Raw genomic sequence first — 14883 nt, 5'->3', positions numbered from 1 at the left:
ATCAGCTCACTACAGTGGATGTGTTGAGGAGGCACCAGTTTGTGCCGTTGGACCAGCAGACCTTGGCGCCGCCGGTGGCGTTGGTGACGATGATCAGGGCGTTCTGGTTGGCTGAGGCGCTGGGCAGGCCGGACAGGGTGTATCGGCCGAACAGGACCGGGCCGCCGGCGGCGAGCGCACCAGTAACGCTAAGGGATGCCAGGTTGGTTTGCCCGGTAGAGCGAGTGATGGAAAACGGCGTACTGATCCCCGCCCCAGCGTCGTCATAGCGCGAGATGACGAAGTCAGTGCCGACGTTACTACCCGACTCTGCCGCTCCCGAACAGCCGAAGCGCCAGCGCTCCAGGTTGCCAGAACGCAGCGAACTGTATTTCTGGTTGCCCGCTGGCGCATCCATGATCATCACCGGCGATCCGGTTGCGCGGACGACGGAAAAGTTACCGTCGTTAACGGCAAGGCTGCCTCCGCTGATAACCACACTGCCGGCGACGGTAACCTTCTCTGAGCCGACAGCGGTTGTAGTTCCGATACGCAGGTCGCCACTCATATGGTTGGGTGCGGTACCCTCCATGTAAGCATTCCAGCGATTAACGCCCGAGACCGCGTTTACAGCTCCGCGAAACGCGCGATATTCTCCAATCTGAGCTGAGGATGCCGCAGTCGCGTAGAAACCATTGAGCAGCGTCACTTGAGGTGTTGATCCAGAAATCACCGGAGCCGTTACCCGAAAGCTGGTCAGTTCAGCGATAGTGCCACTCAAGTTTGGGATGGTGGGGTCAACTTGCTGGCCGATGAAGGTATTGGCAACAGACGGATCTACTACAGGGCTCAATCTGATACCGTACTGAGTAACGCCTGTTAGAACCCCTTGCGGCAAAGACATCGCAAAGCCTGTGTTTGGCGCTGCCGCCCCCCCCAATCCTATCTTCCCCATGAACGCCGGATCTACTAATGGCGCTTTCAGATCAAACACTGCTTGCTGGGCAGCGGATACCGGCTTGCTTGCATCCGATGTATTGTTGACTTGATCCAGTCCCAGCACGGCCTTCTGTGCCGCTTGCGTTGCTGCAGCTAGCAGCGTGCGAGCCTGCCCGGTAAACACCGCCAGCGCCGCAGTGCTCGTTCCGTCAAAGTACGGCAGACGGTCAGTTGCCGGAGTCAGCGCATTGAGCGCGGACAAAGCCACAGACAGCGCTTGGTCCAGGCTGATCCAGTTGGCCAGTGTGCCGGGGGCGTCGGCCGAGAGAATGTAGGCCCGCCCGGCTTGGTCCGTCCGGATCGCCACGTCGCCGCGCTCTGCAGTCAACGCGAGCATGGCGGCCTGGCTGGCCACGGTGAACACTTCGTTCACGGCCAGCGGCGGCAACTGGCTTACCGGGATCTTGCCGGCGGCGTCCAGGGTTGCCACGCCGCTGTTCGCGCCCAGTTGCGTGGTGGCCACCTTGCCCGCCAGCGCATTCGCCAGGTCAGTCTGCGCCGACAGCGTGCCAGTGATCGCGCCCCAGGCCGCGCCGCCGGAGCCGGCCACGGATACCCAGGTGGTCGTCCGGCGCCCATAAAGCACGCCATCGGCAAGGTTGAATGCCAGGCGGGCCGGAAGAAAGCGCCAGTAACCGTCGAGATAACGAGCAAGGAATCCAGCCCACCCTGCCCATGCGCCGGTCGGTGCCGTGCCGATGATGTGTCGGTCGCCCTCTGCCGGGCTCGCCGGCGGGGTGTTCGCGTTGACGCTGAGCACCGCCAGTTGCAGCATCATATCGATGATGTTCAGCGACTCGTTCAGGCCAGCAGCCGGGTCGATTGTGTTCTCAGGCACGAACGGGATGTTGTTGTTTACGGTATTGCTCATACGGTCACCGAGATTGCGGGGCCCAGGCCCGTGATTGAGTTGTTCTGCTGCACGCTGAGCGCGCCTGAGGCGTAGGGAATTGTCAGGGTCATGGCTGTGGTGTCGTAGGTGGTCGACCCGAGCGTGACTCGGTAACCGGTGAAGTACCGGCCCATGCCTACGCCGTAGCCGCCACCCAGGCGCCCTACCCCCTGCCAGCTGATGACGAGGTTGTCGCCCGAACGGTGCGCATTGAGGTAGGCCGGCTGCCGCTCCTGCTGCGATCGGCCCACGAATGTCACCGTGGTGCTGGGCCCATCGCTGCGGCTGTAGGAGATCACGCGGAATGTCAGCGGCCTGTTCAGCTCGAACAGTTCAGCCTCGACGAATGTCAGATCCAGGCGGTCGAGCAGCACAAAGCGCTCGCCCGGGGCGTGGCCGGAAACAGCAGAGCCTTTGCGCCCGCGCAGAAGGCCACCCAGACGCCACTCGGTTTCTCCGATCTGCTCGACGGTCGAGAAGTTGATCAGCTCGTCACCGATGATCGCCAGGTTCGCCCGGTTCATCATTTCGGTCATGGTCGCGGGGATCAGATCCATGTCCGGCCTCAGCAGCTTGACCGTGAAAGTGTTGCGGTCGTCGCGGTAGCTGGCCGCGTGCGCGCCGAATGCCGATGTGATAGCGCCCATGGTCGCGTTTGAGGTCGTGCCGGCCGAGTCGGTCCAGTTGGCCCCGCCGTCGGTGCTGTACTCGACCACGGCGCCGTTCCAGTCAAGCGTCAGGCTGCTGACCGCGATGTAATAGCCCAGGGCATCGTCGGCCGACTGCAGGATGTGCGAGTCGATGAACTCCATGCGCGACTCTGCTGCTACAAGGCCTGGCGGGGTCGACGGGATGGCCGCCGGCACGCCGCTGATGTTCGAGCTGTAGGCGCTCACCCTGTCATAAGTGGCCTTGTAGTTCTGCTGGCCATCGTCGATCTCGATGCTTGTGATGCGCACCCGGTCGCCGTCGAAGATGATCACGTCGGACGTTGTGAGCCACAGATAGCTGTCGGGTAGCGAGAACTCGACTTCACCGCGCTGTTCCTCGGCCGCGATCTTGTGCGCAATGACTACGGCGCGCGCGGCATCGTCGGCACGCATGATCACTGTCGTTTCCGAGTTGCTTTCCGAGTTTGCGCGTGCGTCGAAGCTGCGGTCGCTGGTCTGCTTGTCGGTCGTCAGGCCGCCATCCGTGTCGAAGTACTCCATGTTGATGACGCGCGGGATGCTGATGCTGTCCTTGCGACTGATGCGCTCGATCTCGTTGCCGTCGTCTACCAGGTCTTCCCGGGTGATCGTCGCAATGGCGGCTTCGCCGCGGGGGATGAAGTGGACTTCACCGCCGTAGCTCGCCGGGTCGAACATGAAGATGCCGGCCAGCGCCTCGATGGCTGACGCCGCCGAGTGCGCGCTGGAGGTGGAGAACCCATCGACATAGCCCTCAAGCAGGCTGACATTGAATCGATCGTAGGGCACGCCGGCCCGGTCGCAGATCTCCGCGACAATGGACGGCAGCGCCCACGAGCACAGCAGCGGGTCATAAGCCTGGCTCAAGGGGGAACCTCCATCATGAATTGCAGGCGGAGCCTGTTGCTGAACCCAACGCGCAGAATCCCGGACTCAAGCCCAGTGGCAAGCAGGCGCTCGATCGTGAATCGCTCACGCTGCTGGCAGAAGTACAGGTTGCCGCCACGCACGTAGGCCAGGATCACGTCGCTGGCCTGGGCCTGGGTGACGCGCTTGTCGTCGAGGATGACTCGAGGGGTGATCGTGCCGGCCGGCAGGTTGGTGACCACCTGACCGGGAACACTTGAGTCGTACCAGAGGATTTTCGGCTGACCAGCCTGCATAAAGGCCAGCACCGGGCGCATGAGCTGGTCGAAGGCGAACGAGATCTCGGTGATGCCGGCGCCTTCGTACAGAACGAACTCCGGTGTGTTCGGGGCGCCGAGCATTACCTGCTCGCGGATCAGCCGGGCCCGCCAGATCTGGTACGTATGGCCCTGGCTGGTGTCGTTGACCGCGATTCCGCCATCCTCGTAATCGATGAAGTTGGTCACGGCCAAAGCCCGCGCGCCGACGAACCGGCCCACCACCGGCTCGGTAGACAGCACGTTGCCAGGCATCATCAGAGCGATCTCCGGGCCCAGGAGTGCGTGAAAGTCAGCGTGAGGGTTTGAGTGTTGGTCTTCATGATCGGCGTGGAAAATCCAATCTGATAAGAACCGATACCCTTCTTTACCAGCACAGATTTTATGCCAGTGGCAAAGTTAGCGTCCGCAATCCCCCACGTCACAGTCCCAGCACGGGCATAGCTCCCTGCACTGTAAGCAGTATCGAGCACCGAGCTTCTTTGCGCTGATGCGCCCGCCGGAGAGCCAGTAGTTAATGCATTTATTTCTCCGTCGAATGCCCGCACATATAAACCGTCAGTGCTGAGCGCCTCGGATATATAGCCCGCGCCTCTCCAGTACTGCTCAGAATTTGCCGCTGCCGCCCGCGAAACCCAGTTGACTGTGCCGCCATTGATTGAAAGCGAACCCGATACATCTACGGTAGGGGCGTAGTAGCGTATTTGGTAGCTGACTTGCAGAATCTCATCAGCCAGAACTGTGATGGTGGTTGGCGAGCCTGAGCCGTCAACGATCAGTGCGCGACTGAAAAGGGAGCCCGTCACGCCCCAGCCTACGCCAACCTCCGAAATGTTCCCGGTAGCAATACCGGCGGAAAATTGGTAGTTGAGCGTTGTGTGCGCATAATAGGGCGAAGAAGGAGAAGCCCCGGTGATATTGCTAAGTAGCGAAGTCGTACCGGCAATTCTCGAAACCAAGGAGCCATCGGTTGCTGTTGCCGGAGTGGACCCACTACCAACCTGGCAGGCATAGGTGTAATCACCGCTCGCCCCCATCCGGTCCAACCCGCCGTTGGTGATCAGGTTCCTGAAAGTCGGCACCGGTTGGCGGCCACTATCAGGAATGATCTCGCCATTCTTGTCAGCCTTGAAAATAGTGAGCGTGTAGAAGCCTTCAACTTCGCAGCGAAGATCAATATTCATGACAGTGTTCCAGAAGTGACTGACACGCCGCTGGAGGAAATACCCTCAGGCGCATAGTTCAAGTACGAAATAAGGGCTCGTCTAAGGTCACCCGATTGAATAGACATGCCGCTGGATGACAAGGCTTCTGGAGGAACCACAGACTGCTTGAGCGTCTGCCGAAGTTCACCGGACTCAATGGAAAGGCCGCTTGTTTCCAGCGCCTCCAGATAGCTGGATTTTTTCAGCGTATCGCGCAAGGAGCCTGCCTCCAGGCTGAGCCCGCTTGACCCCAGCGCCTCGGTGAACCCTTGCCAAGGCGCATCAGCTTTTGCCGGCGTCGACTCAACCGCCTCGATCACCTCGACCGGATATACCCGCGATGTCAGCGAAAAACCCTCGGCCCGCTCGACCTCGAACTGGAACTGCGGCACGGCGCCGGACATTTCTGTGAGGTCTTCGTCGATGGCGACGATGTAGGCCGTGCCACGGTAGGCCGGCACGTTGCCGACGCCCCAGATTGCCTCGAGGTCGGGCGACGGCATCTGATCCCAGCCGCCCAGGTACAGCCGGTACGCCTGCAGGAAAACTGGGTTGTTCACGTCGCCCCATTCATTGCCGCGCGCGTCATAGACCAGCTTGTTGTTGCGCCAAATGCGGGAGAACGAGGTGATCGGGCCTTCGCAGACGCCGATCGCGTAGGTGCGGAATACGTGCTCGACCTTCGTTTCCTTCTTGCCGCCACCGCCCTTGCCGCCGCCCTGGGTGCTTTCCTTGACCATCCGCTTGATCGGTTCTTGGCAGTGGATGATGTTGCCGCCGATGGGTCGCACCCTGCCCCAGATGATTGCCCGCGGCTCGGATTCCTTGGCGGTCTGCGCACTGAGCTCACCCAGGCGCTGCGGGTCGGGATCCTTGGGACCAAATTCCTTGTCGAGAACCCCGGGAAGGCCCAGGCCCAGCACGTTTGTGGCCTTGAAGATGAGGCTGTCGCGCCCGAACAGGGACGCTGACAGACTCATGGCCAGGGCCTGTAGATGCGGATGATGCGTTTGCGCCAGGCGGCATCGATGCCGTGCTCTGTCACGCTGATCTGGCTGTAGCTGTGGATCAGCGTCACGCCGTGCTGGCCATTGCCGATCAGGCCGACATGCGACGGCTCGGTCTGGCCGTCCCAGGCCATCAGCACCACGTCACCCGGGCGCAGATCCTCGACGGGCTCACCGAAGTGCTCGAGCATCTCTCGTTCGAGGCCATCCATATGAGGGGTGCGGCTGTAGTCGGTCCGGTCACGCATCACAAAGCCGCCGGCAGTCATGGCGACCACCAGCAGGCCAATGCAGTCGATGCCGAACTTGTTCCGCCCCCGGTGCCGCCACTTGGTGCCGATGTACGTGCGCGCCTTGGCCAAGGCCGCGTCAATCGATGATTGCTGATCCACTCAAGCCTCCGAATACTTGCGCGCTGGGCGTCATCGTCTCCAGGCCGTCACCGACCGGAATGAAGGGTTCGCCCTTGTAGTTGATGAGGTTGCCGTAGGCGATGCAGAACGACGGCGACTTGTTGCAGTCGCGCCGGATCTCAAACTGGTGGCCCGGCTCAATCGTGAAAGGTACTGGCTCAAGCAGCGCGATGGTGTGGCTGACCGCGCTCCAGGCCTCTACCTGATACAGCCTGGTGGTTGAGCGGTTCGGCCCGGTGATCCAGCGCAGCCGGCCCGGTACCGGCTCCTGGTCAAGGCTGAGCCCAGCGGCCGCGAATACCGCCCGCGGTTCATCGCCCACGGCCGAAACCTCGCCGGCCCGCCACATGCCAGAGGCGTCGACCCCACAGCCTGTCTGGCCCCGCCCTTCACTGCCGAACACAGCCCGGCACCGGCGCGACCAGACGTGGCCGATGTTTTGTTTGAGCCGCATCACGTAGCTGAGCAGCTCGGGCACATAGATTTCAGTGCCCTGGACGTTAACTTCACCGACATCGCCGGCATCGATCACCAGGTGACCCATCGACAGATCGGCCCAGTTGACCAGCATCAGCTCCCAGCTCGCGTCGTCGAGGTCGCCGGCCAGTGCCATTTCAAAGGTGATCCCCGGCACCTCGACCGCCAGCAGTGCGCTGGCCTCGGCGTTGTCCACCGACAGGCCGGTGTCAGTAGCGATCACGGAAGGGTCGAAGCCGTTGATGGCGATGTACGTGACGCCCTGGTAATCGACGTTGCGGTCCAGGGTCGTGAGGCCGAACACCTGGCCGTCCCGCAAGATCAGCTTGAGCAGGCGGCAAGTGCTGGTCACCGACTGCTGTAGGTGCGCCTTCAAGGCTGCCGGCATGGTCCTCATAGGCGAATCTCCACAAGGTCAACGTCGGCAGACAGGATGTAGCCGCCCTGCGTCAGTGCGATCGGATCAACATCCAGCCGATCCGATTCAAACCGCACCGGCACATCGAACTCGCCTGACCAGTAAATCTGCGAGCCCGCCGGGGCCGCGATGGTGACCGCCCCGGTGGTGTAGTCGATCTGCGCGGCAGCCGGCTGGCCGTCGATGTAGATCGTCACCGTGCCCTCGACAGGCTTTGAAATGTGGCGCTGCAGCGTGAGCGGGCCAAATGAATAGTTCTTCAACAGCCCGTAACCACTGACTGCGCCCGTGCCAGTGCCGATGTGCTGATTGTCCGCCTGGAAGTCCGTCCAGTCCTTCATGCGGAACCCGATCAGCGACCCTAGGCTGGCCATGTGAGCATCGCGAACTTTCTTGTGATCCTCAGGCTTGAGCAGGTCGAAAACGACGCTGTACCTGCCCAGGGGCATCGACCAGTTGGCGTTCCTTCGCTCATGCCCGGACTTGAGCGTCGTGATGCGAGTGTTGAACTCCCGCCCGAACTGCGAGCCGTAAGACACGCAGTCGAGAAGCCTCGATTCGTTGAACATTATCCGAGCCTCGATGCCTGGCGTTGTTTGCGGGTGCTGGCTGCAGCCATCTGGTTTGCCGTGCGGTTGTCAGGGCGACCCGAGACATTGATCGTCTGATTGACGACGGTCTCACCTCGGCGGCCGGCTCTCTGCTGGGAAGGTCCGGCTATGGTGTCAGGCACCGAAGATCGCGACCCGGAAGATTTCGCCATTGACTGGATCGGGGCGACGTTACCGTTGCGCAGGGCTTCTACAGATGCCACGCCACCGAAGCGACTGATGTCTGCCTGACTCCAAACAACCTCCCCTTTGTGCACGATCCCCGCATATTCATCGACGGCACCAGAGCCGGTGTATCCGCCAGCAGAGAATCCCACGCCCGCGATAGAGGCTATGTTGGCCGCAGTTGCAACACCTGCAGTTACAGCAAGCGCTACACCCAAAGGGTAAGGCGGTACAGCCAAGGCGTTCTGGATTGCCAGAAAGCCCTGCACGGTTGCATTGGCAATAGCTGCGGCCTTGCCAATGGCGCCAAGCCTTTTGTTTTCAGACTGGGACAGCACGGCAAGATTGCTAAATGCTTCAGCAGCAATGTTCAAGCCTGTCCTGTGCCGCGCACTTTCAAGCATGGCCATTCTGTTTTCGTGAGCCGCTTTCAGCTTTTCGGCCTCGGCGTCAGCCTTGGCAGTCTGGTCGGCGTGCTCAGCACGGAATTGGGCGAGGAGTTCAAGCTGGGTTTTGTACCAATCCTCCAGCTCTCTTTCCGCCTCCTTGATCTTGTCCATTTCTCCGCCGGCACCGCCAATGCTTGCGTCGATCCCTGCAAACTTCGGAGCCTCGGTAGTTGCCGAGTCAAGGATCTGGCTCGCTGTCTTGTCGTAATCCGCGCCAGAAAGGCCGCCCAGATCACGGCGCTTGTTGAGAAGCCCGAACTGCTCCCGCATAACCTGCAGCTTCTGCTCTTCCTTGGTCAGAGTCTTTTTGGTCAGCTTGTCGTAATCCTCAATGACCTTCCTGGCTTCTTCCCTGACTTTATTTTCTTTCTCTGCGGCAGCATTCAGCCTGAGCTGGGCAGTGATCTGGCTTTCATTGGCAAGCAATGATTTTTGGTCGGCCGTTAAGGTTTTCTTACCCTTGATGTCAGCCAGTTGCTGCTCCCACTTGATCAGCGCCTGAGCAGCCGCGCCAAGCTTGTCAGTTCCATCAAGCTGCTGAAGGAGCACTGCATACTGCTGCTTCGCCTGGTCGAGCATTTTCTGCCCGGCGCTCTCCGTGTAGGCCTTGTCCTTGGCTGTGCGACCTTTGTTCTGGGTTGTAGTGCTCTGTATGCGAGCCAGAGCCTCATCAGCGAGTTGGCCAGGGGACTTGCGGGGAACAACGCCAGCGGCCGGGGTCGCAGCCCCCTGTGGCACCATGCTACGGCCGACGATGCTTTGCTGTTGCTGTGGCACCAGCAGCATGTTTTTGCCGGTCAGAAAGCTGGAGTTCTTGGAAAAGTTCGCAGCCGCATTGAATACCTGATTGGCTGCGTCCAGCACCCTGCGCATTTCGTTGATTTTTTGGTTGGCCGCCTCGGTCGCAGCCCTGGCTGCCTCCTCCTGCAACTTCTTCTCGGCAGCGGCAACGTCTTCCATTGCTTGCTGCCGGACATACAGGGCTTCCAGCTCTTTACGCAGGGACGCCTGCTTTGTCTTGTCACCCTCGCGCACGGCATCCTGAATCTTGTCCAAGATGTCGATCTGCGACGAGGCGATGACAATTGCTTCGCGCTGCTTATCGTTTGCGCCAAGCCGAGCTGCTTCAAATTCAGCCTGGGCGGTTCGGTTCGCGCCGAACAGGTCGCGCTGTTCGCGAAGCTTGGCCAGATACTTTTCGATTTCGGTGGTCTGAGCCTTGGTTTGCTCGCGGCCCCGGTCTTGCGCTGCTCGCATCTCCTCCGTGCTGAGCGCGGCCTTCTTGGTTTCAGCATCCACGCCGGCCATAACGGTCACGAGCTGCTTATTCCGCTCAATGCTTGAGTCGTACTTGAGCGTCAGGTCAGCAATTTCTTTTCCGAACGCGGGATAGAGCTTGGTTTGAGATTCAATCCAAGTAGTCACGCTATCGAGGTCGCGCTGGCCGCGCCGCACCTCGTCAATCATTGCCCTGAATTGTTCGGTCTGTGGGCCGAGAGTGATGCCACGCTCGATCTTGTAGGTGTAGTCGTCAAGAGCGCTGCCTGCGGCTTTGAGCGCGTCCTGCTGCTCGTCCAGCCATTGCAGGCGCTTTACCCGCTGCTGGGCGCCGCTGAGTTTCTCGAACTTCTCCCGAACCTCATCAACCGAAAGGCCCTGATCATCAAGCGCCTTGGTAGCTGCGTCAGTGTTATCGCGCAACAGGTAGTAGGAGGCTGCCAGGCCGCCAACCAATAAGGCCAGACCCAGCGGGCCACCCATAACGCCAAGAAGTCCACCTTGCGCTGCTGCCAGCGCGATGGCTGAGTTACGAGCGGCGGTCTCGGCTCCGACGAGCGCCAAGCGAGCCTCTGCCAGCCGCCCAACAGCCACCGTCTGCAGAATAGTCCCACGGTAAACAGCAAGGTCCGCTTGAGCCATCAAGGCAGCAGTGCGGGCGCGAATAACATCGGCATTTGATTGGTTAAGGGTCGCCTGAGCCTGAGCGATTGTCGCCGCCCTTGTTGCGTAATAGGCATAGATTGACTGCCCCATGGCATAGGTCAGTTGAGCAACCTTTGCGGCCATGAGCACGGCCGCCCCGGCGCCAATCCCTGTCATGGTCGCGCCAACGACCTGCAGCGCCTTGGCGGTGTCGCTAGAGCCGGACGTGAGCGAATCCAGCGACTTACTGACAGAAACAATGCTGCTCGATATGGATGCGCTTGCGCCACTGGCCTGATCCAGCTTGCCGACAAACTGGGTAAAGCTGTTACCCATTGCGGTCAAGCTGTTGCCGATGGTGACGTTGGTCTTGTTGAACGATTCGTCTACCGCACCCTGCTGGGCCTGCAACGCCTTCACTACGGTGTCGGCAGTCAGCAATCCAGCTTGGCCCAAGGACCGAAGCTCGCCAACAGTCTTGCCCATGCCTCTGGCGATGGCCTGAGCGAGCGCGGGCGCCTGTTCCATCACGCTGTTCAGTTCTTCGCCGCGCAATGTGCCGGAGGCGAATGCTTGGCCGAGTTGAATCAGCGCGGCGTTTGCAGCCGATGCTGATGCGCCGGAGATCGACAAGGTTTTGGAGATGGTGCCGACCACACCGGCTACGCCCTCGCCGGTCAGTTTCAACTCTTTTTGGTTTGTAGCGATCCTTTGGTACAGTTCGGCCGTTGCACTCAGTGGCTGGTATGCACCCTGGGCGATAGCGAAAACAGCCTTTTGAGCCGCAGCAAGCTCGCCGGCGCTGTCGGTTACCAGCTTCATGCGGCTGTTCAAGGCGGTGTACGCCTCGCTCGCCCGATAAACCGCACTCACTGCTTGGGCTGTGCCGAAGGCTGCCAGCAGCGGTCCGAGCAGGCCAGAGGCGATCGAAGTCAACGACGTCATGCGCTGCTCAAGCGTGCGAACCTGGCCGCCAGCATTTGCAGCGTTTCGGCCGGCGGCATTAATTGCGTTATTGGCACCATTCATAGCCGGGCCGGTGCGAAGCGCGGCATCGTTCAGACTCTCCAGCGCCTTGCGGATGGCTGCGATCTTGGCCTCGGCTGCGGCAGCAGCACTGCCGGCGCCGTTGAGGCCACCGGCTGCGCCATTCAGCGCCGGACCAGTCTTCACGCCAGCATCATTCAGCGCCTGGAGCGCCTTGCGCGCATTCTGGATGCTCACAACTGCGGCGGCCGCCTCCTTGGCTGCATTCGACATGCTGCCCGAGGCGCCCGACAGGATAGGCCCAGTGCGAACGCCAACGGCATTCAGCATCTCAAGGGCTTTGCGTAGATCCTGGACCTTTTGCTCGGCGCCACGACTGTCAACGTCAACGGCAAGACGGGATGTGAGCGCCATGCTTTCCTCCAGGCATAAAAAAACCCGCCGGAGCGGGTGTGTGATGCGTTGGCAGCTACCTCAAGCAGCTTTCCAATTCATCGGTGATTTTGTGAAGTGCTGCCAGTGCGGCTTCGGCACCAGTACCGGCCATAGCCGCTATGTCGTTGTAACCGTAACCATTGGCGGTCCCGGCTTGTTGGATTGCAGTAAACCGATATTCCCGACCTACACCGGCGTCCTTGGCGCTGATCGTGTAACGCAAAGAGCGCTCAACCATTGCAGTCATAAATCTGGTCTCGCCCCTTGCAACAACCTCTGCCCCGTCTTGGGATGCGTACTGAATGACGGATCCACCGCCCACTTCCCTACTGCTGGAAGTTGGGTAGTAGTTCCCGGTGTATGCGCCGACGAATCCGCCAGAAGTGGTCAACGAGACCGAATCATTCCTCACAATGGTCGCTACACATCTTGGCAAGCCGCCAGCGGAGGCTCTGCCGGCAGCAGACACAGTGAGCGATTTTATGATTCGTCCATCAAGGCCAACCTTGCCGTGCCTTTCCAAGTCTGACTGACTGGTAGCGCAGCCAGCGAGAAAAAAAGCAACTACAGCACCAATAAGCATTCGCATGGCAAAAAACCCTCCCTGTTGATCATGAAAATCTACCATCATCAGCAGGAAGCACCAAAACCCATGGACACACCAGTCGAAGCTAATGCTCAGCAAGGAAGCAGCCGCGTGCATATATCAGATCCAGCCAAAGATAAAGATAGCCTTCCACATATGCTTCTGCACTGTAAGGAAAGCGAAGGCGCGTACTGGATTCAGCCAAGAGATCGCCGGCTTTGCGTTCCGCCATACCACTTTGAGCGCGCAGCAATCCTCCTTAGGAAGAAAGGCGACTACGCAGGCGAGATGCGTATCTGCGAACGATGGCAGCGGATTGCGGATGACTATAAGGAACAGCCCATGGTGCAGCATGGCAATGCCTCAAAGGTTCATGAGGGGCCAAGATCTATGGCAATTCTTCGGAGGATTGAAAAGGCCAAGCAACTCCTTACCAATAGCCAGTAGCTACTCCTCATCCTTGGCCAGCGCCACGTCATCTAGCGCGAACATCACCTCGTCTACATAGCGCCTGGGCAGCGGAAGCGGGTGAGCCTCAAGCCAGTCGCTGATCTCCCTGGCTGAAAGCCTCATCGGGAATGCGCCGGCAGCCCCTGCGATATATCGACGCCCTCGGCATGTATTGCGGAAGGCGTTCAGCAACGACGCGGTAATCGGGTCGTTCGGCGGCTCATCCGGCACCGCCATGCGCAGCTTCTGGTAGATCAGTCGGCGCTTTTCTGTGCTCCCTGACCACTCGCTTTCCCATCGGTAGCGATCGATTGCTTTCCCAAGGCCTCGTAACGCTCTTCGCGGTTCTCCTTGGCCAAAGTCGAAGCCTTGTCGAGAACGAAGCCGAACAGCACGATGTCCTCTTCCATCATTGCAGCGCCGGCTTCAGGATCATACTTGAGCGGATTTCCGTTCTCGTCCTGAGCGCCGGTCCAGTCGGTCAAGATGAAATTGGCCAATAGAGCGCAGTGGTTCTCGTGCTCGGTGCGCTCCCCATCAACAATGCCGACCTGACCTTCCTGGAATACAGCGTCGTTGCGCACCAGGCGGCGGCGCATGCGCTCCAGGGCGATCTGATACCCCTGATTATCCAGCGGCATAAGCAGAATCTTGGTTTCCGAATCGAAATCAAACCAGCGCGCTTCTGCGTTTTTCGCCTGGTCTTTCTTTTTCAGCTTCAAAGCCATGTTGAATCCTCACGCCACGCCATAAAAAGGCCGCCCCGGCGGCGTTGTACCGGGGCGACCAAAGGGGTTGATCGGTTATGCGGTGACGGTGATTGCGGATGTGCCGGTCTTCGTGCCGTCGACGGTGCTGGTTGCGGTGATGGTCGCGGTGCCGGCGGACACGCCAGTGACGAGGCCGGAAGTGCTGACCGATGCCACGCCAGGTGCGGAGCTGGTCCAGGTAACGGACTGTGGCGCACCACCAGGTGATACGGTCGCGGTCAGTTGGCGAGTCGCACCAACGGCAATGGATGCAGTGGTTGGCGCAACGGCAACGCTTGTCACGGCAGGTGCAGGCGACCGGGTGATGGTCGGGGCGACCTTCGCTACGGTCCAGTTCAAGGTGACTTCGATCAGATCGCGCTTGCCGCCGTTTGGCAGCTCGCCATCGACTTCGATAGCTGGGAAGTTGAGGGTGTAGGAGTTGCCCTGGCTATCCAGCAGCGGGAAGCTGACTGCGATGGTTTTTCGGGTGAACTGGTTCTTCCACAACTGCCAGGCGCGAGAGCTCCAGGCCAGCGTGATAGTGCCGGTGATGGCCGCCTCTGTCTCGATCAGGGCGCCAGGGCCCAGGCGGGAGGTGCCCAGGCAGCGCTGAACCTGCAGGCTGTTGTCCAGGCTGACGGTCATTGCGGAGACGCAGGCTGAACCTTCCAGCGACACGCCATCAACCAGGATGGTGCCCACGTTGGCGTTCGACATGAACGGCGTGGTGGTCGGCGGGTTGATCGGCGTGACGGTGTTGGTGTCGCCGTCGGCGAAGTCCAAGCCCATCATCGTGAACGTGGCAGTGATCTTGCCGTCTGCCGGAATATCCAGCGCGAACACACTGACGTGCATGCCCTTGAACAGGGTGAATACACTTACGTCGTCGAAGTTCTTTGCGACCGTGAAGGTGTGGCGTGTGCTGCCGATCGTCAGGACGTTGCCAGTCCAGGCACCGAAAAATCCAGCTTCCAGCAGCTTGTCGAACGATCCGTAGGACAGCTCGCCAACCAGATCGCCCTGGATGTCGGTGCTGGTCACAACCGAGCCCTGGCTGAGCCGGGTATCAGTGATCTCGTCGCTGACCTGAGTGTTCGGGGTTGGCGACAGGGTGTTGCTGGTCAGGCGCAGGGTATCCCACGGGCCTGTGGTAGGGGTGACGCCCGGGGTAGCCTCGGGAATCAGGTAGCTTGTGACTTTGGCGCCAGACGACATGGGTATGTCTCCTTTCTGCGGGCATAAAAAAACCCGCACGCGGCGGG

14 protein-coding genes are annotated in these 14883 nt (G+C 60.2%); 1 reads left to right on the top strand and 13 read right to left on the bottom strand.

Annotation, left to right across the window (positions count from 1 at the left end; all coding sequences use genetic code 11):
• Window position 1: 1 nt before the first annotated feature.
• The 10 genes from ASF84_RS09675 to ASF84_RS09630 are packed head-to-tail and all read right to left on the bottom strand — an operon-like array spanning window position 2 to window position 12464.
• Window positions 2-1849, bottom strand: a complete 1848-nt coding sequence (locus tag ASF84_RS09675; protein WP_056837618.1) for a DUF2793 domain-containing protein — start codon at window positions 1847-1849, stop codon at window positions 2-4.
• The gene (locus ASF84_RS09670) at window positions 1846-3426 is read right to left on the bottom strand and encodes a phage tail protein (RefSeq protein ID WP_056837615.1); all 1581 of its coding nucleotides are present in this window, start codon (window positions 3424-3426) and stop codon (window positions 1846-1848) included. The genes ASF84_RS09675 and ASF84_RS09670 overlap by 4 nt, the downstream gene beginning before the upstream one ends.
• Window positions 3423-4001 (bottom strand): hypothetical protein, encoded by a 579-nt coding sequence (locus ASF84_RS09665; protein ID WP_056837613.1) that lies wholly within the window; start codon window positions 3999-4001, stop codon window positions 3423-3425. The genes ASF84_RS09670 and ASF84_RS09665 overlap by 4 nt, the downstream gene beginning before the upstream one ends.
• Window positions 4001-4927, bottom strand: coding sequence for a hypothetical protein (locus ASF84_RS09660; protein ID WP_056837611.1), 927 nt, complete (start codon window positions 4925-4927; stop codon window positions 4001-4003). The genes ASF84_RS09665 and ASF84_RS09660 overlap by 1 nt, the downstream gene beginning before the upstream one ends.
• Window positions 4924-5928, bottom strand: a complete 1005-nt coding sequence (locus ASF84_RS09655) for a hypothetical protein (RefSeq protein ID WP_056837608.1) — start codon at window positions 5926-5928, stop codon at window positions 4924-4926. Before ASF84_RS09655 ends, ASF84_RS09660 begins: the two co-directional genes overlap by 4 nt.
• On the bottom strand, window positions 5925-6347 hold the full coding sequence (locus ASF84_RS09650; RefSeq protein WP_082481470.1) for a C40 family peptidase: 423 nt from the start codon (window positions 6345-6347) through the stop codon (window positions 5925-5927). Before ASF84_RS09650 ends, ASF84_RS09655 begins: the two co-directional genes overlap by 4 nt.
• A complete protein-coding gene (locus ASF84_RS09645) occupies window positions 6325-7242 on the bottom strand; it encodes a DUF2163 domain-containing protein (protein ID WP_056837605.1) in 918 nt (305 codons plus the stop codon). The genes ASF84_RS09650 and ASF84_RS09645 overlap by 23 nt, the downstream gene beginning before the upstream one ends.
• Window positions 7239-7832 carry a DUF2460 domain-containing protein gene (locus ASF84_RS09640; RefSeq protein ID WP_056837603.1) on the bottom strand — a complete coding sequence of 198 codons (594 nt, stop codon included), beginning with the start codon at window positions 7830-7832 and terminating at the stop codon, window positions 7239-7241. The genes ASF84_RS09645 and ASF84_RS09640 overlap by 4 nt, the downstream gene beginning before the upstream one ends.
• Window positions 7832-11812, bottom strand: coding sequence for a tape measure protein (locus tag ASF84_RS09635; RefSeq protein ID WP_056837600.1), 3981 nt, complete (start codon window positions 11810-11812; stop codon window positions 7832-7834). Before ASF84_RS09635 ends, ASF84_RS09640 begins: the two co-directional genes overlap by 1 nt.
• Window positions 11813-11867: 55 nt before the next feature.
• Window positions 11868-12464: a hypothetical protein gene (locus ASF84_RS09630; protein WP_156684192.1), complete on the bottom strand. Its 597-nt coding sequence runs from the start codon at window positions 12462-12464 to the stop codon at window positions 11868-11870.
• 21 nt (window positions 12465-12485) lie between these two features.
• Between ASF84_RS09630 and ASF84_RS09625 the strand changes: the two genes are divergently transcribed.
• Window positions 12486-12866, top strand: coding sequence for a hypothetical protein (locus ASF84_RS09625; protein ID WP_156684191.1), 381 nt, complete (start codon window positions 12486-12488; stop codon window positions 12864-12866).
• Here ASF84_RS09625 and ASF84_RS09620 read toward each other — a convergent pair whose 3' ends face one another.
• The 3 genes from ASF84_RS09620 to ASF84_RS09610 form a co-directional block, all read right to left on the bottom strand.
• Window positions 12867-13106, bottom strand: a complete 240-nt coding sequence (locus ASF84_RS09620; RefSeq protein WP_056837594.1) for a hypothetical protein — start codon at window positions 13104-13106, stop codon at window positions 12867-12869.
• A gap of 17 nt (window positions 13107-13123) precedes the next feature.
• Window positions 13124-13597: a hypothetical protein gene (locus ASF84_RS09615; protein WP_056837592.1), complete on the bottom strand. Its 474-nt coding sequence runs from the start codon at window positions 13595-13597 to the stop codon at window positions 13124-13126.
• A 75-nt stretch (window positions 13598-13672) separates the two neighbouring features.
• Window positions 13673-14836 (bottom strand): phage tail tube protein, encoded by a 1164-nt coding sequence (locus ASF84_RS09610; RefSeq protein ID WP_056837590.1) that lies wholly within the window; start codon window positions 14834-14836, stop codon window positions 13673-13675.
• Between the last annotated feature and the right edge of the window lie 47 nt (window positions 14837-14883).

It is taken from the genome of Pseudomonas sp. Leaf127 (assembly GCF_001423155.1).
Lineage (GTDB): Bacteria > Pseudomonadota > Gammaproteobacteria > Pseudomonadales > Pseudomonadaceae > Aquipseudomonas > Aquipseudomonas ovata.
The sequence above is the reverse complement of the archived record's forward strand: the minus strand, read 5'-3'. Positions and strand labels throughout refer to the sequence as shown.